Source organism: Pseudomonas sp. stari2 (assembly GCF_040760005.1).
Lineage (GTDB): Bacteria > Pseudomonadota > Gammaproteobacteria > Pseudomonadales > Pseudomonadaceae > Aquipseudomonas.
In genome coordinates, this window is sequence record NZ_CP099760.1 from 281,358 (window position 1) to 304,769 (window position 23,412).

At 60.6% G+C, this 23,412-nt stretch carries 23 protein-coding genes; 7 read left to right on the forward strand and 16 right to left on the reverse strand.

The features are described from left to right. The first annotated feature begins 148 nt into the window (after positions 1 to 148). The 3 genes from NH234_RS01285 (at position 149) to NH234_RS01295 (ending at position 2,675) form a co-directional block, all read left to right on the forward strand. Positions 149 to 1,156, forward strand: a complete 1,008-nt coding sequence (locus tag NH234_RS01285; RefSeq protein WP_085733850.1) for a methionine ABC transporter ATP-binding protein — start codon at positions 149 to 151, stop codon at positions 1,154 to 1,156. Next, a complete protein-coding gene (locus NH234_RS01290) occupies positions 1,156 to 1,830 on the forward strand; it encodes a methionine ABC transporter permease (protein WP_065260662.1) in 675 nt (224 codons plus the stop codon). Before NH234_RS01285 ends, NH234_RS01290 begins: the two co-directional genes overlap by 1 nt. 74 nt (positions 1,831 to 1,904) lie before the next feature. Continuing rightward, positions 1,905 to 2,675, forward strand: a complete 771-nt coding sequence (locus tag NH234_RS01295) for a MetQ/NlpA family ABC transporter substrate-binding protein (RefSeq protein WP_085733849.1) — start codon at positions 1,905 to 1,907, stop codon at positions 2,673 to 2,675. A gap of 60 nt (positions 2,676 to 2,735) precedes the next feature. Here the strand turns inward: NH234_RS01295 and NH234_RS01300 are convergent, their stop codons facing one another. The 5 genes from NH234_RS01300 to NH234_RS01320 are packed head-to-tail and all read right to left on the reverse strand — an operon-like array spanning position 2,736 to position 6,644. Further along, positions 2,736 to 3,371: an SCO family protein gene (locus tag NH234_RS01300; protein ID WP_085733848.1), complete on the reverse strand. Its 636-nt coding sequence runs from the start codon at positions 3,369 to 3,371 to the stop codon at positions 2,736 to 2,738. Continuing rightward, positions 3,368 to 4,267, reverse strand: coding sequence for a heme o synthase (cyoE, locus tag NH234_RS01305; protein WP_085733847.1), 900 nt, complete (start codon positions 4,265 to 4,267; stop codon positions 3,368 to 3,370). The genes NH234_RS01300 and cyoE overlap by 4 nt, the downstream gene beginning before the upstream one ends. Continuing rightward, the gene (locus tag NH234_RS01310; RefSeq protein ID WP_085733846.1) at positions 4,255 to 5,334 is read right to left on the reverse strand and encodes a heme A synthase; all 1,080 of its coding nucleotides are present in this window, start codon (positions 5,332 to 5,334) and stop codon (positions 4,255 to 4,257) included. Before NH234_RS01310 ends, cyoE begins: the two co-directional genes overlap by 13 nt. A gap of 10 nt (positions 5,335 to 5,344) precedes the next feature. Next, positions 5,345 to 5,938 carry a hypothetical protein gene (locus NH234_RS01315; protein ID WP_367255426.1) on the reverse strand — a complete coding sequence of 198 codons (594 nt, stop codon included), beginning with the start codon at positions 5,936 to 5,938 and terminating at the stop codon, positions 5,345 to 5,347. After that, complete coding sequence (locus NH234_RS01320; protein ID WP_367255427.1) at positions 5,904 to 6,644, reverse strand: SURF1 family protein; 741 nt, start codon at positions 6,642 to 6,644, stop codon at positions 5,904 to 5,906. Before NH234_RS01320 ends, NH234_RS01315 begins: the two co-directional genes overlap by 35 nt. A 71-nt stretch (positions 6,645 to 6,715) precedes the next feature. Between NH234_RS01320 and NH234_RS01325 the strand changes: the two genes are divergently transcribed. Continuing rightward, a complete protein-coding gene (locus NH234_RS01325) occupies positions 6,716 to 6,919 on the forward strand; it encodes a twin transmembrane helix small protein (protein ID WP_065260656.1) in 204 nt (67 codons plus the stop codon). A 13-nt stretch (positions 6,920 to 6,932) separates the two neighbouring features. On the opposite strand, the gene NH234_RS01330 is transcribed toward NH234_RS01325, so the two are convergent. From NH234_RS01330 to coxB, 4 genes are all read right to left on the reverse strand, one after another. Continuing rightward, on the reverse strand, positions 6,933 to 7,820 hold the full coding sequence (locus tag NH234_RS01330; RefSeq protein ID WP_085733844.1) for a cytochrome c oxidase subunit 3: 888 nt from the start codon (positions 7,818 to 7,820) through the stop codon (positions 6,933 to 6,935). A 25-nt stretch (positions 7,821 to 7,845) separates the two neighbouring features. Next, positions 7,846 to 8,397: a cytochrome c oxidase assembly protein gene (locus tag NH234_RS01335; protein WP_085733843.1), complete on the reverse strand. Its 552-nt coding sequence runs from the start codon at positions 8,395 to 8,397 to the stop codon at positions 7,846 to 7,848. Between the two features lie 27 nt (positions 8,398 to 8,424). Continuing rightward, entirely contained in the window at positions 8,425 to 10,011 is a 1,587-nt protein-coding gene (ctaD, locus tag NH234_RS01340; protein WP_085713028.1) for a cytochrome c oxidase subunit I, read from the reverse strand. An 82-nt stretch (positions 10,012 to 10,093) separates the two neighbouring features. Continuing rightward, positions 10,094 to 11,221: a cytochrome c oxidase subunit II gene (gene coxB / locus NH234_RS01345; protein WP_085733842.1), complete on the reverse strand. Its 1,128-nt coding sequence runs from the start codon at positions 11,219 to 11,221 to the stop codon at positions 10,094 to 10,096. A 369-nt stretch (positions 11,222 to 11,590) separates the two neighbouring features. On the opposite strand from coxB, the gene NH234_RS01350 reads away from it, so the two are divergent. Continuing rightward, positions 11,591 to 12,223 carry a hypothetical protein gene (locus NH234_RS01350; RefSeq protein ID WP_085733841.1) on the forward strand — a complete coding sequence of 211 codons (633 nt, stop codon included), beginning with the start codon at positions 11,591 to 11,593 and terminating at the stop codon, positions 12,221 to 12,223. A 54-nt stretch (positions 12,224 to 12,277) separates the two neighbouring features. Here the strand turns inward: NH234_RS01350 and NH234_RS01355 are convergent, their stop codons facing one another. The 3 genes from NH234_RS01355 to NH234_RS01365 form a co-directional block, all read right to left on the reverse strand. Beyond that, positions 12,278 to 13,804 (reverse strand): SulP family inorganic anion transporter, encoded by a 1,527-nt coding sequence (locus tag NH234_RS01355; RefSeq protein ID WP_085733840.1) that lies wholly within the window; start codon positions 13,802 to 13,804, stop codon positions 12,278 to 12,280. Positions 13,805 to 13,894: 90 nt separating this feature from the next. Beyond that, positions 13,895 to 14,626, reverse strand: coding sequence for a carbonic anhydrase (locus tag NH234_RS01360; RefSeq protein WP_085690433.1), 732 nt, complete (start codon positions 14,624 to 14,626; stop codon positions 13,895 to 13,897). Between the two features lie 238 nt (positions 14,627 to 14,864). Further along, positions 14,865 to 15,923 (reverse strand): PA0069 family radical SAM protein, encoded by a 1,059-nt coding sequence (locus NH234_RS01365; protein ID WP_085733839.1) that lies wholly within the window; start codon positions 15,921 to 15,923, stop codon positions 14,865 to 14,867. Between the two features lie 233 nt (positions 15,924 to 16,156). Between NH234_RS01365 and NH234_RS01370 the strand changes: the two genes are divergently transcribed. Beyond that, entirely contained in the window at positions 16,157 to 16,459 is a 303-nt protein-coding gene (locus NH234_RS01370; RefSeq protein ID WP_085733838.1) for a hypothetical protein, read from the forward strand. A 53-nt stretch (positions 16,460 to 16,512) separates the two neighbouring features. On the opposite strand, the gene NH234_RS01375 is transcribed toward NH234_RS01370, so the two are convergent. The 3 genes from NH234_RS01375 to NH234_RS01385 are packed head-to-tail and all read right to left on the reverse strand — an operon-like array spanning position 16,513 to position 20,360. Then, entirely contained in the window at positions 16,513 to 17,814 is a 1,302-nt protein-coding gene (locus NH234_RS01375; protein WP_367255432.1) for a cytochrome c, read from the reverse strand. Between the two features lie 12 nt (positions 17,815 to 17,826). Beyond that, entirely contained in the window at positions 17,827 to 19,611 is a 1,785-nt protein-coding gene (locus tag NH234_RS01380) for a GMC family oxidoreductase (RefSeq protein WP_367255433.1), read from the reverse strand. A 2-nt stretch (positions 19,612 to 19,613) separates the two neighbouring features. Then, on the reverse strand, positions 19,614 to 20,360 hold the full coding sequence (locus NH234_RS01385; protein WP_085733835.1) for a gluconate 2-dehydrogenase subunit 3 family protein: 747 nt from the start codon (positions 20,358 to 20,360) through the stop codon (positions 19,614 to 19,616). Between the two features lie 300 nt (positions 20,361 to 20,660). Between NH234_RS01385 and NH234_RS01390 the strand changes: the two genes are divergently transcribed. Next, the gene (locus NH234_RS01390) at positions 20,661 to 21,305 is read left to right on the forward strand and encodes a dual specificity protein phosphatase family protein (RefSeq protein WP_085733834.1); all 645 of its coding nucleotides are present in this window, start codon (positions 20,661 to 20,663) and stop codon (positions 21,303 to 21,305) included. Here NH234_RS01390 and NH234_RS01395 read toward each other — a convergent pair. Continuing rightward, on the reverse strand, positions 21,292 to 23,343 hold the full coding sequence (locus tag NH234_RS01395) for a M3 family metallopeptidase (protein WP_282317988.1): 2,052 nt from the start codon (positions 23,341 to 23,343) through the stop codon (positions 21,292 to 21,294). The two genes, NH234_RS01390 and NH234_RS01395, sit on opposite strands and share 14 nt — an antisense overlap. Between the last annotated feature and the right edge of the window lie 69 nt (positions 23,344 to 23,412).

Consider the following 23,412-nt stretch of genomic DNA (forward strand, 5'->3'; position numbering starts at 1 on the left):
CGTTCCTTTTTTATGACCTTTGATCTTGTTATTGCCAAATCGAAGGTTAATTGCGAAATAAATGCTAAGAACCTCTATACGGACAGGCTAAAATGCGCGCCCGGCTAACCGCTGATCCTTTTCCAACGCGCCCCACAAGGTTCGCTACGTGATCGAGTTTCAAAACGTCCATAAGACTTACCGCGTCGCCGGTAAGGACATCACCGCGCTGCATCCGACCAGTCTCTCCATCGAGAACGGTCAGGTGTTCGGCCTGATTGGCCATTCCGGCGCGGGAAAAAGTACCCTGCTGCGTCTGATCAATCGCCTGGAAGATTCCAGTGGCGGCAAGATCATCGTCGACGGCGAAGAAGTCACCGCGCTGGACGCCAACGGCCTGCGCCGTTTTCGTCAGCAGGTCGGGATGATCTTCCAGCACTTCAACCTGCTGGCGTCCAAGACCGTGGCCGACAACGTTGCGCTGCCGCTGACCCTGGCCGGTGAACTGTCCCGCGCCGAAATCGATCAGCGTGTGGCCGAATTGCTGGCGCGGGTCGGCCTGTCCGATCACGCCAGGAAGTATCCGGCTCAGTTGTCCGGTGGCCAGAAGCAGCGCGTCGGCATCGCCCGCGCCCTGGCGACCAAGCCGAAAATCCTGCTGTGCGACGAAGCCACCAGCGCTCTCGATCCACAGACCACCGCTTCGGTCCTGCAACTGCTGGCCGAGATCAACCGCGAGCTGAAACTGACCATCGTGCTGATCACCCACGAGATGGACGTGATCCGCCGTGTCTGCGATCAGGTGGCGGTGATGGATGCCGGCGTGATCGTCGAGCAAGGCTCGGTGGCCGAGGTGTTCCTGCATCCGAAGCACCCGACCACCAAGCGTTTCGTCCAGGAAGACGAGCAGATCGACGAAAGCGAGCAGCGCGATGACTTCGCTCACGTGCCGGGCCGCATCGTACGTCTGACCTTCCAGGGCGAAGCGACCTACGCGCCGTTGCTCGGAACCGTCGCCCGGGAAACCGGCGTGGACTACAGCATCCTGGCCGGTCGCATCGACCGCATCAAAGATATTCCTTACGGGCAATTGACCCTCGCCGTCACCGGTGGCGACATGGACGCGGCGTTCGCCCGCTTCACCGCCGCTGACGTTCACATGGAGGTGTTGCGCTAATGGCAGACCTGATGAGTTTCTTCACCAATATCGACTGGTACGAAATCTGGCTGGCCACCGGCGACACCATGATGATGCTCGGCGGTTCGCTGCTGTTCACGGTCCTGCTAGGTCTGCCGCTGGGCGTGCTGCTGTTTCTGTGTAGCCCGCGTCAGTTACTCGAAGCCAAAGGTGTTTATGCCTTGCTGTCGCTGGTGGTGAACATCCTGCGTTCGCTGCCGTTCATCATTCTGTTGATCGTGATGATCCCGTTCACCGTGCTGATCACTGGCACCTCGCTGGGCGTGGCCGGTGCGATTCCGCCGCTGGTCGTGGGTGCAACGCCGTTCTTCGCGCGGCTGGTGGAAACCGCCCTGCGTGAAGTCGATCGCGGCATCATCGAAGCGACCCAGTCCATGGGCGCGACCACTCGGCAGATCATCATGAACGCCTTGCTGCCGGAGGCCCGTCCGGGCATCTTCGCGGCGATTACGGTGACGGCGATTACATTGGTTTCCTACACGGCGATGGCCGGTGTGGTTGGCGCTGGTGGCCTGGGTGACCTGGCGATCCGTTTCGGCTACCAACGTTTCCAGACCGATGTGATGATCGTCACCGTGGTGTTGCTGCTGATTCTGGTGCAAGTGCTGCAAATGGTTGGCGACCGACTGGTCGTTCATTTCTCGCGCAAATAACCGGTTTTGTAATGACATGAGCCGGCCATTCGCTGGCAGGCGCCAGACGGGCGCCGTAAAAAGGAGTTAGCTGAATGAAAAAACTGATCGCTGCTTTCGCTGCCGTAGCCGCTTTTTCGGCCCACGCTGAAACCCTGACCGTTGCTGCCACCCCGGTGCCGCACGCGGAAATCCTCGAATTCGTGAAGCCGGCACTGGCCAAAGAAGGCGTGGATCTGAAGGTCAAGGTCTTCACCGACTACATCCAGCCGAACGTGCAGGTGGCCGAGAAGCGTCTGGACGCCAACTTCTTCCAGCACCAGCCGTACCTCGATGAGTTCAACAAGGCCAAGGGCACCAGCCTGGTGGCCGTGACCGGTGTGCACCTGGAGCCGCTGGGCGCTTACTCCAGCAAGTTCAAGAAGCTTGACGAGCTGCCAGGCGGCGCCAACGTGGTGATCCCGAACGACGCCACCAACGGCGGCCGTGCGCTGTTGCTGCTGGCCAAGGCTGGCGTGATCACCCTGAAGGATCCGACCAACATCCTGTCGACCGTCAAGGACATCGCCCAGAACCCGAAAGACCTGAAAATCCGTGAACTGGAAGCCGCGACCATCCCGCGCGTGCTGACCCAGGTCGACCTGGCGCTGATCAACACCAACTACGCGCTCGAAGCCAAGCTCGATCCGTCCAAGGACGCGTTGGTCATCGAAGGCAACGATTCGCCGTACGTGAACATCCTGGTGTCCCGCGCGGACAACAAGGACAGCGATGCGATGAAGAAACTGGCCGCTGCACTGCACAGCCCGGAAGTGAAGAAATTCATTACCGAGAAGTACAAAGGCGCGGTGTTGCCGGCGTTCTGATCCCGGCTTACAGGCATAAAAAACCGCAGCTAAGGCTGCGGTTTTTTTTGGTCCGGGTTTTTACTTGCGGTTCAGCATCACCGGCAACTGCGCCACCAGCTTGGCATTGTTCAACGGCGCACGAATGAACCCGCGCTGCGTTCCGTCCGGCCCGATCACCGCCAGATTCCCGCTGTGATCCACCGTGTAATTCGGCTTGCTGGTGTCCGCTGGAATGAACGGAATGCTCACTGCGTTGGCGACCTTCTGCAGCTCCTCGATCGATTTCGGCGTCAGGCCGATGAACTGCGGATCGAAGTAGCCCAAGTACTGCTTCAACTGCGCAGGGTTGTCGCGGTTCGGGTCGACGCTGACCAGTACGATCTGCAACTTGTCCACTGCATCCTTCGGCAGTTCGCTCTTGATCTGGCGCAGTTGGGCGAGGGTGGTCGGGCAGATGTCCGGGCAGAAGGTGTAGCCGAAGAACAGCAGGCTCCACTTACCCTTGAGCTCGTTGACCGTGACTGGCTGGCCGTCCTGATTGGTCATCGTCACGTCCGGCAGGTTGCGGCTCTGCGGCAGTAGGATGATGCCGGCGTCGATCAGCGCGGTCGGGTCGCCCTGACCCTTGCCGCTCAGCACTTTGTTGACGGTCAGGCCGAGGATCAGCGCGATCACGGCCACGAGGATGAAGACGGTTTTCTGGGTTCGAGTCATAGGTTCAACAGTAAGTAGTGGTCTACGAGCAGGGCGATGAACAGCAGAAACAAGTACCAGATAGAGTACTTGAAGGTGTTGATCGCCGCGTGCGGCCGAGTGCCACGGTACAGCACCACGGCCCATTGCAGAAACCGCGCGCCCAGCCCGAGGGCACAGATCAGATACAGCGCGCCGCTCATATGGATCACGTACGGCAACAGGCTGACCGCCAGCAGCGCGAAGGTGTACAGCAGAATGTGCACCTTGGTGTAGTGCTCGCCGTGGGTGACCGGCAACATCGGGATGTCGGCCTTGGCGTATTCCTCCTTGCGGTGGATCGCCAGCGCCCAGAAGTGCGGCGGGGTCCAGGCGAAGATGATCAACACCAGCAGCAACGGTTCGGCGCTGACGTGGCCGGTGGCGGCGGTCCAGCCAAGCAGCGGCGGTGCGGCGCCGGCCAGACCGCCGATGACGATGTTCTGTGGCGTCGCGCGTTTGAGGAAACCGGTGTAGATCACCGCGTAGCCGAGCAGCGAGGCCAGGGTCAGCCAGGCGGTCAGCGGATTGGTGAAGGTCAGCAGCAAGGCCTGACCAAGCAGCGCCAATACCAGCGCAAAGGTCAGCGCCGCCGTGGGCGAAACCCGGCCCTCGGCCAGCGGCCGTTTGTGGGTGCGCGCCATGACCGCGTCGATGCGCCGATCCACCACATGATTGACCGCCGCCGCACCACCGGCACACAACGCGATCCCCAGATTGCCGAACACCAGCACCGTCCACGGCACCCCGGCGCGGGTCGCGAGGAACATGCCGACCAGCGAGGTGATGAGCATCAGCACCACGACTTTCGGTTTGGTCAGCTCCAGATAGTCTCGCCACAACGCCTGCGCGGGACGTTCGCCGATCAGAATCGCCATGGCGTCTCTCCTTTTATTGTGATGGGCGCCGCCGACTGTTTACGCGGGCTCAGACGCCAGCCCACGAGCATCGGCTGCTTGACCCGAACCAGACTGGTCCGCGCGTGATAGTTGACCAGCACCATGGTCAGCAAAAGCGCTGCGCCGCCGGCGTTGTGCGCCACGGCCACCGGCAGTGGCAGATGAAACAGCACGTTGCTGATTCCGAGGGTGATTTGCGCAGCGAGGGCGATCAGCACCAGCCCGGCCAGTCGCGTCATGCCCACGCCTTTCAGTTGCCACGCCAGACCAAGCAGAACAATCGTCACCAGCAGAGCGCCGATGCGGTGGGTCAGGTGAATCGCCGTGCGCGCATCGCTGTCGAGTTGCCCGCCGAGGTAGTTGGGGCCGATGTGTTGGGTCAGGTGAAAGCCGTTGGCGAAATCCGCCGGCGGCAGCCATTGGCCGTGGCAGGTCGGGAAGTCGATGCAGGCCACCGCCGCATAGTTGGAACTGACCCAGCCGCCGAGGGCAATCTGGCCGATCACCAGCAGCAATCCGGCGGTGGCCCAATATTGCAGACGCTTGGGCACAGTCAGCGCCGGCAGCACGCCGGACAGTCTCAATGTCAGCAGAAACAGCAGACTCAAGGTCGCGAAGCCACCGAGCAAATGCCCGGTCACCACTTGCGGCCAGAGCTTGAGCGTCACCGTCCACATGCCGAACGCGGCCTGGGCGAACACCACCGCCAGCAGAAACAGCGGCAGTTTCAGCGGTTGCCCCGGATGACGGCGGTTAACCCACGCGCGACCAGCCAGAATCGAGATCAGCATGCCCAGGGTGCCGGCGAAGTAGCGGTGGATCATCTCGTTCCAGCCTTTGTGCGCCTCCACTGGCGAGTCGGGGTAATGCAGTTCGGCATGGGCCAGTTGGGCTTCGCTTTTCGGCACGCTGATGAACCCGTAGCAGCCGGGCCAGTCTGGACAGCCGAGGCCGGCGTGGGTCAGGCGGGTATAGGCGCCGAGCAGCACCACGATCAGTGCCAGCAGGGTGGCAAATAGCGCGAGGCGAAATCCAGGTTTGGCCATGACGATGCCCTTATCCGATGTTCGACAGTTTCAGCAGGTGACGCAGGTCGTTGAGCAGATCCTTGCCCTTCACACTCGGGTCGTAGCGCAGCACGAGATTGCCGTGGGGATCGATGATCCAGAGCTGCGGCGTGGCCTTGTCGCCGGTGACCTTGCTGAATGCGGCGGCGTCCAGCGGATAGCGTTGCAGTTGTGGATATTCGCGGGTCAGCTTGGCTTCGTAGTCGGCCGTCAGCGGTTGCGCGGCGGCGAGGGCATGGCTGGCGCGGCCGGCATCGCGGCCGAGGCCGATCTGGATCTGCCGCGCCAGGTACACCAGTTGCTGGCAGTCCACCGCGCAGTCCTTCGGCGCGGTCACCAGCATCTGCCAGCGTTCTTCGTCAGCCGTCACGCCGAGGTCGGCGCGGCTCTGGCCATTGCCGATCAGCTCGCCGTGATAACTGCGTCCTTCCGGCACCCAGAACTGCAATTTATACATGCCGGTGGCGAGGATCATCGGGCCGATCACGCCGAGCAGGATCAACAGCAGTTGAATGCGCCCGCGGCGGCGACCGGCCGGGGCCTTGGCATCAGACATGCTGGGTGGATTCATGGCCGCTCCCATGGTGTTTCTCCTTCGCGTTGTGCAATCCGAGGTAGATGTAGAGACCGAACAGGGCGGTGGCCATGGCGAACCACTGCACGGCGTAGCCGAGGTGTTTTTCCGGGCCCATGGCAACCACCGGCCAGTCGGCCTGGTAGCTGGCGGGGCCAGGTTCTGCGCGCAGCTCGTAAGCGAAGCCGTCGCGCTCGAGGGTTTTCCACAATTTGGCGGGTTCGACGGCGGTGACGGTTTGCGGCCAGATGCTGCTGACCGGGTCGGCGTGCAACTGGAAGGTCGTGCCGTGGGCGACATACACCCAGGCATCGACATTCACCGCATCGGCCGGGGTCTTGAATTGCGGGGTAACACGCCGGTCCGGCCATGGCAGCCAACCGCGATTGACCAGCAGCCACAGGCCGGTGCGTTGATCCTGAAACGGTTGCAGCAATTCGACGCCGACCTTGCCGTCACGCTGCCTGTTGTCCAGCAGCAGGCTGTGCGCCGCATCGAACTGGCCGTGCAGATGTACCCGGCGAAAGGCCGGGTCGGCGCTGTGCAGCAACTCGGTGCTGGCCATCGGCTCGGCGGCCCGGCGCTCGGCGTAACTGGCGAGCAGGGCGGTTTTCTCCGCGCCCCGGCCCAGTTGCCAGAAGCCCAGCGAAATCAGCAGCGGCAGCAGCAAGGCGACCACCAGCGTCGGCACGACGCCCGGCCGGAAGCGCTTCATGGCCGCGCCAGAAAAGCAGTGAATGCGACCGCTATACTTGATTGCATCGCCTGTACCCCCGGAGTCTTCCCATGCTCAAAGCAGCTATCGTCCTGATGCTGATTGCCACGGTGATCAGCCTGTTCAGCGGCCTGTTTTTCCTGGTCAAGGACGACAGCAGCTCGAATCGCCTGGTCATCGCCTTGAGTGTTCGGGTGGCATTGGCCGCTTGCACCGTCGGCTTGATTGCCTGGGGTTTCTACAGCGGCCAACTGGTGTCGCACGCGCCCTGGTAGCTCTGTCCGATCCTCAGAGCACGTAAACGAAGATGAACAGACCGATCCACACCACGTCGACGAAGTGCCAGTACCAGCTCGCGGCTTCGAAGCCGAACTGGTGCTCGTTGTCGAAGTGCCCGCGCATGATCCGCATGAGCATCACGAACAGAATGATCGTGCCGATGGTCACGTGAGCGCCGTGGAACCCGGTGAGCATGAAGAACGTCGCGCCGTAGATGCCCGAACCGAGGGTCAGCCCCAGTTCGTGATAGGCGTGCATGTACTCCTCGGCCTGCAACGCGAGGAAGCCGCAACCCAGCAGCACGGTGATCAACAGCCACAGTTTCAGCGCACCGCGATGACCTTTCTTCAAGGCATGGTGAGCGATGGTGATGGTCACGCTGGAGCTCACCAGCAGGATGGTGTTGATCAGTGGCAGGCCCCAGGGACTGATGACTTCCTTGGGCGGCGGGAACAGTTTCGGGTCGGGTGTGTGCAGCAGCGGCCAGGTGAACTGGAAGTTCGGCCAGAGCATGTGCGCAATGCCTTTGGTGCCTTCGCCGCCCAGCGCCGGACCGGAAATGTGCCGTACATAGAACAGCGCGCCGAAGAAGGCGATGAAGAACATCACCTCGGAGAAGATGAACCAGCTCATGCCCCAGCGGAACGAGCGGTCCAACTGCGGGCTGTACAACCCCGCGCGGCTTTCCTTGATCACTGTGCCGAACCAGCCAAACAGCATGTACGCGAGCAACAGGCCACCAACGAAAAAGATCAGCGGGCCGTGGGATTCCGGGCGTGCCGCCTTCAGATCGTTGAACCAGGTCGCCAGGCCGTACACCGTAGTGACCATGCCGATGGTCGCGACGATCGGCCATTTGCTCTGGGCCGGGACGTAATAGTGCTCATGAGTTGCCATTTATTGTTCTCCTTATCGGGCACGCTTAACCGCCAGTGTTTGCAGCCACCGGAGGATGTCGGGCGGTGATATCGAACAGCGTGTAGGACAGCGTCAGGTGCTTCACGTCCTTGGGCATGTCGCGGTCAACGATGAAACGCACCGGCATCTCGATCTGTTGTCCGGGCTGCAGCACCTGCTGGGTAAAGCAAAAGCATTCGGTCTTGTGGAAATACGCCGCCGCTTCGCTCGGCGCGATGCTCGGCACGGCTTGGGCGCTCATCGGTTTGTCGGTGGGATTGCGGGCGATGAAGATCATCTCGTTGACCGCGCCGGGGTTGGCCGTCAGTTCGTCATGCTTGGGGTAGAAGTCCCAAGGCATGTCGACATTGTTGGTCGACAAGAACTGCACCCGCACCTGCCGGGACTTGTCCACAACCTGCTCGCCCTCGTACTGCCCGGCGGTCTTGCCATTGATGCCGAACGCCTTGCACATCACGTCGTAGATCGGCACCAAAGCAAAACCGAAGACGAACATCGCTACCACCACGCCGAGCAGTCGGGTCACCAGTTTTTTCAGCGAAATCGAGTCAGCCATGGCGACGGCCCTCAAGGGCTACGGGGTTCATTTCACTTCCGGCGGCGTGGTGAAGGTGTGATACGGCGCCGGCGACGGCACGCTCCACTCCAGACCTTCGGCGCCATCCCACGGTTTGGCCGGTGCCGGCTCGCCGCCACGGATGGTCTTGATCACGATGAACAGGAAGAAAATCTGCGTGGCGCCGAACATGAACGCACCGATCGACGAGACCATGTTGAAGTCGGCGAACTGCAGGTTGTAGTCCGGAATCCGCCGTGGCATGCCCGCCAGTCCCACGAAGTGCATCGGGAAGAAGGTCAGGTTCATGCCGACGAAGGACAGCCAGAAGTGCAGCTTGCCCAGGGTTTCGTCGTACATGTGGCCGGTCCATTTCGGTAGCCAGTAATAGGCTGAGGCGAAGATCCCGAAGATCGCCCCCGGCACCAGCACGTAGTGGAAGTGCGCGACCACAAAGTAGGTGTCCTGGTACTGGAAGTCCGCCGGGGCGATGGCCAGCATCAGCCCGGAGAAACCGCCGATGGAGAACAGGATCACGAACGCCACGGCAAACAGCATCGGCGTCTCGAAGGTCAGCGAGCCTTGCCACATGGTGCTGGCCCAGTTGAACACCTTCACTCCGGTCGGCACGGCGATGAGCATCGTCGCGTACATGAAGAACAACTCGCCCACCAGCGGAATGCCCACCACGAACATGTGGTGCGCCCAGACGATGAATGACAGGAACGCGATGCTCGCCGTGGCATAGACCATCGAGGTGTAGCCGAACAGCGGCTTGCGCGAGAAGGTCGGGATGATCTGGCTGACGGCGCCGAAGGCCGGCAGGATCATGATGTACACCTCGGGGTGGCCGAAGAACCAGAACACATGCTGGAACAGCACCGGATCACCGCCACCGGCGGCACTGAAGAAACTGGTGCCGAAGTGGATGTCCATCAGCATCATCGTCACGCACCCGGCCAGTACCGGCATCACCGCGATCAGCAGGAACGCGGTGATCAGCCAGGTCCAGACGAACAGCGGCATTTTCATCAGGGTCATGCCGGGGGCGCGCAGGTTGAGGATGGTGGCGATCACGTTGATCGCGCCCATGATCGAACTGATCCCCATCAAGTGGATGGCGAAAATGAAGTAGGTCACGCTTTCCGGCGCATAGGTCGTGGACAGCGGTGCGTAGAACGTCCAGCCGAAATTCGGCCCGCCACCGGCAGTGAACAGGGTCGAGACCAGCAGCAGAAACGCCGCCGGCAGCAGCCAGAAACTGAAGTTGTTCATCCGTGGCAGGGCCATGTCCGGCGCGCCGATCATCAACGGGATCATCCAGTTGGCGAGGCCGACGAACGCCGGCATCACCGCACCGAACACCATCACCAGACCGTGCATGGTGGTCATCTGGTTGAAAAACGCCGGTTCGACGATCTGCAGACCGGGCTGGAACAGCTCGGCGCGGATCACCATGGCGAACGAGCCGCCGAGCAGGAACATGCAGAACGCGAACCATAGGTACAGCGTGCCGATGTCCTTGTGGTTGGTGGTCAGCACCCAGCGCATCAGGCCTTTGGCGGGGCCGTGGGCGTGGTCGGCATGACCGTGGTCATCGATGACAGCGCTCATGGCCGGTCTCCTTCAAGTGAGTGGACTTGGCAGGCCGGGGCGCCTTGCCCCGACCGATTCACGAAGTACGCAATAGACCGGCTCATTTGCTTTCCGCCTGTTTCAGCTCCAGCACTTCTTTTGGCGTGACCATGTCGCCCTTGTTGTTGCCCCAGGCGTTACGTTCGTAGGTCACGACCGCTGCGATATCGACTTCCGAGAGTTGCTTGCCGAACGCCGCCATGGCGGTGCCCGGTTTGCCGAAGTACACGCGGTGCAGGTGATCGGCTTTCGGCCCGGTGGCAATCGGCGAGCCCTTGAGTGCCGGGAACATTGGCGGCAGGCCCTGACCTTCGGCCTGGTGACAGGCCACGCAGGTGGTGTGATAGATCTTGTCGCCGCGCTCCTTGAGCTCGTCGAGAGTCCATTCCTTGCTGGTCAGCTCTTTGAGCTGCGCGGCTTCAGCCTTGCGGTCGGCCAGCCATTTTTCGTAGTCGGCCTTCTCCTTGACGTCGACCACGATCGGCATGAAGCCGTGATCCTTGCCGCACAGCTCGGCGCACTGGCCACGGTAGATGCCGGGCTTGTCGATGCGCGTCCACGCTTCGTTGACGAACCCGGGAATCGCATCGCGCTTGACCGCGAAAGCGGGTACCCACCAGGAGTGGATGACGTCGGCAGAGGTGACGAGGAAGCGCACCTTGGCGCCGATCGGCAGCACCAGTGGCTTGTCGACCTCAAGCAGGTAATGCTCGCCCTTGGCTTCCTTGTTGTGGATCTGCTCGGCGGGGGTGGCCAGGTTGCTGAAGAACTCGACATCCTGGCCCAGGTATTTGTAATGCCACTTCCACTGATAACCGGTGATCTGGATATCGATGTCCGGTTCACTGGTGTCGTACATGCGGATCAGCGTGGCGGTCGCCGGAACGGCCATCGCAACCAGGATCAGCAGCGGGACGACGGTCCAGAGAATCTCGACGGTGGTGCTTTCGTGGAATTTTGCGGCGACCTGCCCGGTAGAACGGCGGTGCACCATCATCGACCAGAACATGGCGCCGAAGACGATGATCCCGATCACCACACAGATCCAGAAAATGGTCATGTGCAGGTCGAATACTGCGTGACTGATTTCAGTCGCTCCAGGCGCCATATTCACAGTCCAGGCTGCATGCGCCGGGCTGAAAATCGACCACAACAGGAGGCCCATCCAGACGTGTGGATGTCGCATCATTGCGGGTTCCCCTTATCGTTCTTGTTATCCCGCCGGCTTTCGCCTGCGGCAAGGGAGCGGCTGCATCAGACTACGAACTTGAATCGCCGGGCCTTGCTGCGGGTGCAGTCGGGCGTCATCAGCTAACTCCATTCAATGGCGAGTATAGACAGCGGCGGAAAAATGCAATGTGCGGACGTAAATCGGATGAAACAGCTGGCACTTGCGTTCCGGGGCACGAATGGAGAAGGATGCAGACGAGTGGTGGCAAACCGATATAACGCAGGTGTATCAAGGATGAAATAATTATGAAAAATGCGTCTTAGCATTTTTCGTAAGCCAGCTAAGTTATGTCTTCCCTATTTCATTGCCTTGTTTCCTGGAGTTTTCATGAACACCGCCGCATTGCGCGAGCAGATCCACATAGCCCGACAACACGAGATCGAAACCGGAAAGCTGACCCGTCAGCTCGAAAGCCAACTGCAACACCTGCACCCGGCGATCCAGTTGCCGGAAACCGACGCCAACGGCGTGCTGACGCGTTTTGTCGCCGCCTACATCGATGAAGTGCCAGACCTGCTGGATGCAGCCAATGAAGTCGCCAGGGAAGCGGGAATCGAGTCACAGATCAAACCGGTGCTGAAAATCGCCGAACAGTACTTTCTCCAGCCGCCGGTCGGTCTGGACAGTCTGCTGGACGAAGCCTACCTGGCGCATCGCTTTGTCGAAGAGGTCAACGACCTGTATATCAAGCATTTCGGCCAGCCACTGATCCCCCTGGACATGACGGTCGCCAATCTGATTGCTCACCAGTTGCTCGGTGAGGAGTTTGCCAATCAACTTGATGAAGTGGTGCACCACGCGGTGGACAGCATGCTCGACGACGACAGCTTTGCGCTGGAGTCGGTGGAAGCCTACCGCGAGAAGCTCAGCAGCCCGGACACTGGCGCAGCGTGGAAACGCTGGCCGTGCATGAGTCGCCGTTTGGGCGTGGGCCTGGAGCTGGATCAGCCTGCGGCTTGATCGCTGCGCAAACGTTTGGGGGGAAACAGATCATTCTGTTTCCCCCCAAAGGCTTTAGCCTGCCGCACCGATGCCGGTGGTGGTCCGGATCCGTCCTTCAAGCCTGCGCTTCAAGCCGCGTGACTCGATCAACAGCTTCGAACCCTTGGCCGCGTTGGCCCGGCCCCACTCCTCGAGCAATTCCAGACACGAATGGTCGATGTAGCTCAGGTTGTTGAGCGGCACATGCACCGTCGCGCCCGGCGGAATGCTGCCGAGCACCTGAGTCAGCGCCGGCACTTTGAGGAATGTTGCCGCACCTACCAGACGCAGCTCCATTTCCCCGTCCTGCGGCAGATCGATCAGGCTGATCTTCAGCCGTGAAGCCTTGAACGCCAGTTTCACCAGGGTCAAACCGAAACCGATCAGCACGCCGGTCAGCAGGTCGGTGAAGATGATCGCCAGCGCCGTGGCGGCGTAGGTGAACATCGGCATCCGGCCATACCGCCCCAAGCCACGAAATGCTTTCAGATCCACCAGTTTGAAACCGGTGTAGACCAGCACCCCGGCCAGGCTCGCCACCGGAATGCTTTGCAGTACACTCGACAGCAACAGCACGAAGGCCAGCAGCCACAGGCCATGGAAAATCGTCGAGTAACGTGTGGTCGCACCGGCCTGGACGTTGGCTGAGCTGCGCACGATTACCCCGGTCATCGGCAGTGCGCCGACCAGCCCGCAGAGCATGTTGCCGACCCCTTGCGCCGACAGTTCGCGGTCGAAGTCCGAGCGCGGACCGCTGTGCATGCGATCCACCGCCGCGGCGGACAGCAGGGTTTCGGCGCTGGCGATGAAGGCCACGGTAAACGCGGCGATCAACAGTGTCGGGTCGGCCAGGTTCAGCAGATCTGTCGGCTTCAGCCAGTCGATGGCTTCGGCCAGGTTCTCTGGTACTTCAACCCGTTTGACCTGCAGCGCCAACAACAGGCTGGCGCCGGTCGCCAGGCCGACACCGAGCAGCGCGCCGGGAATGAAACGCAGCGAGTGCGGGCGGAATTTCTCCCACAGCCACATCACGGCAATGGTCGACAGCCCGAGCAATCCGGCCTGCCAGCCAAAGGACGGCAATGCCTGCGCCACTGCGCCGGGGAACGCCGTCAGGTTGTCCAGACCGGAGGGTTTCGGCGCGGCATCCAGCATCACATGCACTTGCGAGAGCACGATCAGCACACCGATCCCCGCGAGCATCCCGTAGACCACCGCTGGCGCCGTGACCCGGAACCAGCAACCGAGCTTCAGACGCCCGGCCACCAGTTGCAGAAAACCCGCCAACAACAGGATCGGCCCGAGCATCTCGATACCGTGCTGGCGCACCAGTTCGAACACCAATACCGCCAGACCCGCCGCCGGCCCGCTGACCTGCAATGGCGAACCCGCCAGCCAGCCCACCACCAGCCCGCCGATGATCCCGGTGATCAGGCCTTTGGCCGGGGGCAGCCCCGAAGCAATCGCAATGCCCATGCACAGCGGCAGGGCGACCAGAAACACCACCACCGAAGCCAGCAGCTCCCGTGGCAACACAGCTTTCAATTGAGCCGCACGCATGATGACTCTCCCGAAGTATTCTTCAGACGTGGCGAAGCCTGGTCGCTGAAACAGCGACCGGCGTCAGTCCACACGGATTTTTAGGAGGATTTAGAAGCGCGCTTTGGGCGTTGCCACCGGAATCGGATGGCTGCCGTCGAGCGGCAGGAAGCGTCCCTGATCCGCGTCGTAAGCTTTGATTTCGCTGGTTTCGATGTTGTAGACCCAGCCATGGATGAACAGATGACCGTTCGCCATGCGCGAGGCTACCGAAGGATGGGTACGCAAGTGTTGCAGTTGGGCGATGACGTTTTCCTCGGTGAGGATCGGCATGCTTTCTTTTTCGTCGGTGCAGTTGCAGTTGTCATGCACCATGGTTTTCGCGACTTCGGCGTGGCGCAGCCAGGCTTTGACCGTCGGCATCTTTTCCAGGCTGTCCGGGTTGAGCACCGCACGCATGGCGCCGCAATCGGAGTGGCCGCAGATGATGATGTGCTGCACGCCAAGCGCCAGTACCGCGTATTCGATGGCGGTGGAAACGCCGCCGTTCATCTGGCCGTAGGGGGGAACCACGTTGCCGACGTTACGGGTCACGAACAGATCGCCGGGGGAACTCTGGGTGATCAGTTCGGGAACGATGCGCGAGTCGGCGCAGGTGATGAACATCGCCCGTGGCGACTGGGCCGTGGCGAGTTTCTTGAAGAGTTCTTCCTGCTGCGGGAAGACCTCATGATGAAAATGCAAAAAGCCGTTAACGATCTGCTTCAACGCTGCATCGGCGGATTCCGCCACAGAGGCGGCTTGCGCCGACGCAGCCAACGGCTGTTTATCCTTGTCACTCATGATTCATCCTCATTGGCGGATTCGGGGAGTCGTTCCCGTGTATTCCGGTGTGAAGCCAGTGGCTGTTTAGAACATCCAGGTCATCCCGACCCGTCAGTCACTCGATGAACAAGGTAACTGCCGAAACTTAACTCAAACTGAATCAAGCGCTCTAGAACGTGTGTTCCAGGTCACAAAAAACGTGACTGGCGTGAACTTGGCCAAGCATTCCGTCCTCTCAACCATAGGTCAATGGTCCCTAAATCAGCGCCATCTGGCGACCAGGCGGACAGAAGGCTGTGCAATCCAGATTGAAACCTTCGCGGTGATTGAGTCCCAGGCGTTTCAACGCCTTGACGAAGCGTTGCGCGAGCAGGTCGGCGAACGGCCCTTCACCGCGCATTCGTGCGCCGAAGCGGCTGTCGTACAGCTCGCCGCCACGACTCTGGCGGATCAGGCTCAACACATGGGCGGCGCGCTGCGGGTAATGCGCTTCAAGCCATTCCTCGAACAGCGGCGCCACCTCCAGCGGCAGCCGCAGCATCATGTAGGCCGCGCTCTGGGCGCCGGCTGCATGGGCTTCGGTCAGCAGGCTTTCGATCTCGCTGTCGTTGATCATCGGAATCATCGGTGAACACAGCACGCCGACCGGAATCCCCGCTTCGCGCATCACCCGGATCGCCCGTAACCGCGCCTTGGGCGCGGCGGCGCGGGGTTCGAGGATGCGTTTGAGTTCGTCGTCCAGGGTGGTCAGGCTGATCATCACCGCCACCAACCGCTGTTGCGCCAGTTCGGTGAGCAGATCGAGGTCACGCAGGATCAGCGAGCCCTTGGTGACGATGGTCACCGGGTGTCGGTAGCGCAGCAGCACTTCGAGGGTCTGGCGGGTGATCCGGTGTTCGCGTTCGATGGGCTGATAGGGATCGGTGTTGGAGCCGAGGTTGATCGGCGCGCACTGATAGCCTTTTTTCCCCAGCTGTTCTTCCAGCACCTGGGCGGCATTGGTTTTGGCGATCAGCTTCGTTTCGAAATCCAGCCCCGGCGACATGTCCCAATAGGCGTGGCTGGGCCGTGCATAGCAATAAATGCAGCCATGCTCACAGCCGCGATAGGGATTGATCGAGCGGTCGAAGGGCAAGTCCGGCGATGTGTTGCGGGTGATGATGGTCTTCGCGGTTTCGAAGCTGACTTCGGTGCCCTGGGTCAGAGGCACTTCCTGATACCAGCCATCATCCTCGGCCACCGAACGACTCGGCGCGAAGCGGTTGTGCGGGTTGGTCGCTGTGCCGCGACCGCGCGGGGGCAAGGGACTGGTCATCACGGGTTTCCTTGGTCTGTATATGCATACAGTATCCGCAAGATGACGGATGATCCACTACCGTTCAGCCGTGCATCAATAAATCGCGCGATTAGTTGTAAGTTTGTTTAGATGTAAAGTTGTAGTTGTGCAAATTAAGGAAACACAAGTTGGCTGTCCGTTTTCTATTAAAGTTCGTAGTATTTACTCCGCTTCACAACGCTTTATTATATAAAATACAAAAGGAATTGATGATGTCGTTTTTGAATTCGCGCGGTATTTTTCTGCAACTGATGCAGCCCGGCCCATCGGAGCCCAATACAGTGGTTTCCATGCAACTGGCGCGTAAAGAGTCGGGTTGGGATGCCGAAGCCGGCGAGCAGATTGAAAGGCTGGTCGACCCGATTTTTGTTACCGCAACCTCCCAGGATGGCGGCCACACCTTCAGCATTGGCCGTCTGAAGCACGATGTGGATCGCGACGGTGAAATCGGTGAGCAGGATCGGGCCAAACTGGTTGCCCTGGCCAAAGCCTATGCCAGTATTACCAATCCGTAACAGCGATTGAATAAATAACCCCTGCATGATTGATCATGCAGGGGTTTTTGCGCCTAGTTATGGCTGGTTACTTGTCCAAGATCACCGGCTGATGTTGTGGTCATATCATCTGTCCGTAACTTGGCAACATCTTTCGCAGTGACAGGGGATGCCTTGTTACCCCAACTTCCACGAATAAAGCTCACGACATCCGCCACTTCCTGATCCGACAGTCGCCAGGCGAAACCCGGCATGGTGAAGGTCGACGGCGCTGTGTGCGTCGCAGGCAGGGTGCCACCCTTGAGCACGATGTGAATCAGCGAAGTCGGGTCGTCCGATTGCAGCACCGGATTGCCCGCCAGCGCCGGGAACACCCGGGTGTAGCCATGGCCGTCGGTGCGATGGCACGCCGCGCAGTTGTCGATGTACACCGAGGCGCCACGCTGACTGTCGTCACCGTTCCACAAGGCCTTGGCGACTTTCTCGTCGTACTGATGTGGCTGGTCGACAGGATCATTGGCCGGCAGCGATTTCAGGTAACGGGCGATCGCGGTCAGGTCGGCGTCGGTCATGTACTGCATGCTGTGGGTGACCACATCGCTCATGCCGCCGAACACTGCGCTGCGGTCGCTGCGACCGGTCTTGAGGAACTGCACCAGTTGCTCTTCGCTCCAGCTGCCAAGACCGTCCTTGTGGTCGCCGCGCAGGCTCTTGGCGATCCAGCCTTCCAGCGGCGCACTGCCTGACAGAAAACTGCTGCCTTCGGCTGCGCTCAGGGATTTTTCCTGCATGGTCAGGGCCCGTGGCGTATGGCAGGCGCCGCAATGTCCGAGGCCTTCCACCAGATACGCCCCACGGCTGACAACGGCATCGTCCGACGCGGGTTTGTAATCCTCGATCTTTGGCGCGAACAGCCAGCGCCAGCCCATCAGCGGCCAGCGCATGCTCAATGGCCACGGGATGTCGCTGGCCTTGTTTTCCTGTGCCACCGGTTCAACGCCGTGCATGAAGTAGGCGTACAGCGCCTGCATGTCATCCTGACTGACGCGGGCGTAGGACGGGTACGGCATTGCCGGGTACAAGGTACTACCGTTTTTGGTGACGCCATGACGCACGGCCTGGTCGAACTCCTCGAAACTGTAGCCGCCCAGCCCGGTGTTGTCCGGGGTGATGTTGGTCGAATAGATCGTGCCGATCGGGGTTTCCATCGGCAGGCCGCCGGCGAACGACTTGCCGTCCTTGGCCGTGTGGCAAGCCACGCAGTCGCCGGCGCGGGCGAGGTATTCGCCTTTTTTGATCAAGGATTGATCAACTTCCGCACTGTGAGCGGTAACGCTGCCAAGCAGCGCCAGGGTCGCGATAACAAGAGTCTTCATGGTCATCGCTCCTTAAGCCTGAACCAGCGGGCCAGGGTTTTTCAGGTATTGCTCGCGGATCGCTTTCGCCGACCAGTAGGTCAGCGCGGCAACCAGCCCGGTCGGGTTGTAGCCCAGGCCTTGCGGGAACGCCGAGGCACCCGGGACGAACACGTTGTGCACGTCCCAGCTCTGCAAGTAGCGATTCAGCGCGCTGGTCTTCGGGTCGGTGCCCATGATTGCGCCACCGTTGAGGTGAGTGGTCTGGTAGGACGCAGTGTTGAAGTGCTCGCCGACTTTCTTGCCAAGCACGGCAATGGCTTTCGGGCCCATGGCTTGCGCGACCTTGCCCATTTTTTCGACCATGAAGCGGTTCATCTTGATGTCGTTCTCCTGCCAGTCGAACGTCATCCGCAGTAGTGGCATACCGTAGGCATCGCGGTACACCGGGTCCAGATCAAGGTAGTTGCCACGGTAGGACTGATGCGCACCGTGAGCGTCCATCGACACCTGATGGGTGTAGTAATCGGCGGTCGCGCGTTTCCACGCACTGCCCCAGGCCGGGGTGCCCGGCGGGTTGGAGGTGCCGGCAATCGGTCGGCTGCCGGCTTGGTTGACCCACATCGGCGAGCCCCCGACGAAACCGTGTGGCCCGTGGTCGAAGTTGTCGGCGTTGAAGTCGTCCAGCGCCACACCGTTGCCGCCGGCGCCGATGAAGTTGTTGGTGTGAGTGTCCTTATCGAAGAACGCCTTGATGGTCGCCATGTTCTGGTAGGCGAAGTTACGTCCGACCACACCTTCGCCGCTGACCGGGTCGTACGGTTTGCCGATGCCGGAGAGCAGCATCAGCCGCACGTTGTGCAGCTGGAACGCGCCGAGGATCACCAGGTCTGCCGGTTGCTCGATCTCACGGCCCTGGCCGTCGATGTAGGTGACGCCGGTGGCTTTGGTTTTCGTGCTGTCGAGGTTGACCCGCAGCACGTGGGCGTTGGGCCGCAGTTCGAAATTCGGCAGCGGTTTCAGCGCCGGCAGAATGTTCACGTTCGGCGAGGCCTTGGAATACATGTAACAAACGTAGCCGCTGCAGAAACCGCAGAAGTTGCACGGACCCATCTGCGCGCCGTAAGGGTTGGTGTATGGGCCCGAAGTATTCGCGGAAGGCAGGTTGTAGGGTTTGTAACCAACCTCTGTAGCTGCTTTGCCGAACAGCTGTGCGGAAACCGTGTTCTTCTGCGCTTCCAGCGGGAACGGGTTCGAGCGATCCGGCGCGTACGGGTTGCCGCCCTTGCCCTGGCCGACCAATTGGCCTTTTACGGTCCAGGCCTGGCCGGAGGTGCCGAAGACTTTTTCGGCGAAATCGAAGAACGGTTCCAGCTCTTCATAGCTGACGCCGAAGTCCTGGATGGTCATGTCCTTGGGGATGAAGTTTTTGCCGTAGCGTTCTTCGTAGTGGCTGCGCATGCGCAACTCGATCGGATCGACTCGAAAGTGCACACCCGACCAGTGCAGGCCGGCGCCGCCGACGCCGTTGCCCGGCAAGAACGCGCCCAACTGGCGGTTCGGCAGGGCGATGTCGTTAACGCTGTGGCGGATGGTGACGGTCTCTTTGGAGATGTCCTGGAAGAGTTTTTTCCGCACGCTGTAGGTGAGTTCGTCGATCACCTGGGGATAGTTGCCGTCAGGGTAGGTGTCCTGCATCGGCCCGCGCTCCAGCGCCAGCACGTTGAGGCCAGCCTCGGTCAGCTCCTTGGCCATGATTGCGCCTGTCCAGCCGAAACCGACGATCACCGCGTCGACCTTCTTCATTGCCGTTGCCATGCTCACGCCCTCTCGCCGCGAATCGAAACTGCCGGGAAGGGGTATTTCTCGTTGCGTTCCACCCAATCCATGAAATCGGCGCGGGCGCCGGGGAAGCCGATCATGGTCCAGCCGACCATGCCTTTATTGCCACCGTGGATCGGATCGCAGAAGAACCCTTCCTTGGTGTTTTGCAGCAAAAGATTGAAGAAAATCTTCGCCGGAACACTGTCGAATTGCGGTTTTCCGGCTTCAAGCTGCTTGAGCAGATCGTCTCGGGTAGCGCTGTCTTGCTCGGCAAATGTTTTACCGTTGAGGGATTTTGTCCACTGATCCGTGGCGGCGATGCCGAGGCGATAGATCTCCTTTGGCACCAGTTTGCTCTGCCAGCCCATTTCGGGCGCAGCGTCGGCGTTGAACGGGCCTTGCATGTACCACAGGGCGCCGGCGGCGTACGGGGTGTTCATCTGACGGTCGATGTATTCCGGCACGCCGGCCTCGAGAGCGCCGGGGCCCTGAGCATCGTTGGGGATCAACTGCGCGACGGCGGCATTGATGAACGCCCACTCTTCGGCGGTGAAATAGGTCGGCTGATACACGCTCGCGTCAGCGACGGCCGGTTTTGCCGGTGCCGCAGCCGGTGCGCTTTCCGGGGCGGCGTGCAGCACGCTGCTGGCCAGGCCGGTGCCGGCGAGGGTGACCACCGGGATCAGGGTCAGGGATTTGCGCAAAAACTCACGCCGCGGGTTGTCTCGATCTTGATCAGACATTGGGGGGCACCTCATCAGGCATTGATGGTTATCAGCCGTTTCTGGGGACGGCTTTTTGAGTAGTCGGTTGCAACGTGGCGGGAAATGACCCGGAAAAGGGGGACGCTTCTGCAACATGATGTGACAAATGGTAGCAGCCTAACAAACCGGATGAATCGATTCAGCCTAAAAAAAGCCTGGAAATGCGACGAAGGAAGTCCTCGGCTTCACGTTTCTTTGACAAACGTCTCACAGGGATTTGACTGGACAACCCTCAAGCTGCCGCCCTCACTGACGAATCCCACACGGTCACCACACAGCATGTCCTTGAAGCGTTTTTCCTCCGCGATCTGTTTCTCGCTGCTTGCCCTGCTCGGCTCGATCCCGGCCCATGCCGCCGATGCGCCGGTTTCTCGTCCTCCGGAATGGGCGCAACCGGTCGAAGTGAAATACAACTTCTTTCAGATGTCGCCCACGCTTTACCGCAGTGCGCTGCCTGACGCCGGTGCCGTGCCGTTGCTGCAGAACCTGAAAGTGGCCACGGTCATCAACTTCCTGCCGGAAGCGGACTCGAGCTGGCTGAAAACCCCGGGCATCAATCAGGTGCAATTGCCGTATCGCACCAATCATGTCGATGACGCCGATGTCCTCAAGACTCTGCGTGCGATCCAGACCGCCGAAGCCAACGGCCCGGTGCTGATGCATTGCAAGCACGGCTCCGACCGCACCGGCCTGATGGCCGCGATGTACCGCATCGTGGTGCAGGGCTGGAGCAAGGAAGACGCCCTGAACGAAATGACCCAGGGCGGTTTCGGTGAAAGCGGCCACTTCAAGGACGGCGTGCGCTACGTGATGCAGGCCGACGTCGACAAGCTGCGTACCGCGCTGGCCAATGGCGATTGCAGCACCAGTGCGTTCGCTACTTGCTCGATGAAGAGCTGGTTTCAGACCGTCAACCTGAAGTAACCCGCCGGATGGTCGCACGGCCGGCACTCAGGTCTTCACTAACCGGCCGGCCGACGAATGCTTCTACCGCTTCCAGCAAGGGGCGCCCGGCTCCGGGTGCAAAGAACGTTTCGCGCAATGCCCGGCCGGTTTGCGCGTTGAACACCCCGTCGCGGCTGAAACGCTTGAACGCTTCCTGAGCCAGCGCTCCCGACCAGACATAGGCGTAAACCGACGCGTCATATTGGGTCACCATGTAATCGAAACCATTGGCGAACCGGTGACCGTCCGGTAGTTTCAGGTGAGCCATCGTTCTCTGCACGTCGGCGCAAACTGCTTCGACTGAGCGCCCATCACCGTGGGTCAGGTGCAGTTCGAAATCGATGATCGCGCCCATCAGCATCAAGGCTTTTTGCCGGTTTGCGTGAGCCTGACTGGCGGTCAGGGCGGCGTCGGCCCGTGAGGTACTCAGGCGCTCACCGGTCTGGAAATGCGCGCCGAGCCACAGCACAAACTCCCGCGATTGACACCACTGCTCGAACAATTGCCCGGAAAATTCCGCTGCCTCATGGCCCAGTTGCAGGATGCCGGACAGGGTGTGATGAGGTGAGCGCGTCAGTACGTGCTGAAGGCAGTGGCCAAACTCATGAAAAAGTACCCGCAGGTCGTCGAGTTCGAGCCGGCACGGATGAGCGTCAGTGGCCGGTGTGAAGTTGCTGCTGAGCAGGGCAATCGGTAGCGCCGGTCGGCCTTCGGCGTTGATCCGTCGATTGCGCAACGTAGTAGTGCCGGGGAAGTCCGTGGCGTTGTCGCGGTGAAACGGGTCGAGGTAGATGTAACCGATGACTTGCTCGTGCTCACTGATTTCCAGCAGCCGCACATCGTCATGCCAGTGCCTGCGGTCTCTCTGCTCGATGATGCGGATCCCGAACATGTGCTCGCAAAACAGGCAGAGCCGGCGCAGCGTGCCATCGAGCGGGAAATAGTCCCGCAGGTTATCCAGCGCGCCGGGAAACTGCTGCTGGCGCCACTGTTCGGCGAGGAAATCTTCATCCCATGGCTGGACCCGGTCGATCCCGTATTGCCGGGCGAATGCGGCCAGTTGCTGTGCGTCTTGCTCAAGGGTGAGAGCCAATTGAGTAACCTGGCGATGGAGAAAACCACTGACCCACGCCGTCGATCCGGCCATGCCCTTTGCCATACACAGTTGCGCGGCGTTTTCGTGGCCGAGTAAACGGGATTTCTGTTGGCGCAGTGCAAGCAGCGCAGTCAGCACCGGGCCGTTATCGAAGCGGCCGGCCAACGGCCCCTGATCGGAGGCGCGAGTCGCGTAGGCAACACAGCATTCTTCCCGCAGGGCACGATTCTCGGCGTATTTGAGGATGTGATTGCAGGTGTTCTGATTCAGGCGGATCAGCCAGCCGTCATGGCCGGCCTCGTTCGCGGCGAGTGCCAGCCGATCTTTCATCGCCGGGGACAGGCCTGCGAGCAGTGCCACATCGTCGACACGTTTGCTCCAGGCTTGGGCCCAACGCTCGAGGTGGGTCAAAAACACGGATTCCAATCCGCCGATCTCGCGATTCAATCGAGCCAGTTCCTGCTGCTGCACGGTGGGTAGTTGAATGCCTGACTGCTTGAATTTGCGCAGCACTCGCGCCAGAGCAATTTTGCGCGACTCATCGAAACTGGTCGTGATCGAACTCTGCTTCAGCCGCTGGTAGGCCTCGTACAAAGGGCGGTTCAGGGATTTTTCGGAACGATACTGATTGATCGCCAGATGCGCTTTGGCACTTTCCACTAGCCACGCGGCATCGTCGGATCTGACCATGTACAGTGTTTCAAGAATCGACCGGAACTCACCGATACGGGCATCCGCTTCGTCGATGCTCAGCACCAGATCATCCCAACCGGGCTGCTCGGTCTGACTGGCAATCACTTGCGCAATGATTTGTCGGTTGTCGGCAATGATGCTGTTGATTGCCGGCAGCAGATGCTCGGCGCGAATATCCGGCCAGGGTGGCAGGGTCCAGTGTTGCAGGAGGGGATTGGTGTCGGGCACGGCAACTTCCTTCTAGGCATGGCGGAAACGGCCAGCCTACGAAGCAAGTGCGGGGGACAGGTGTTAAGC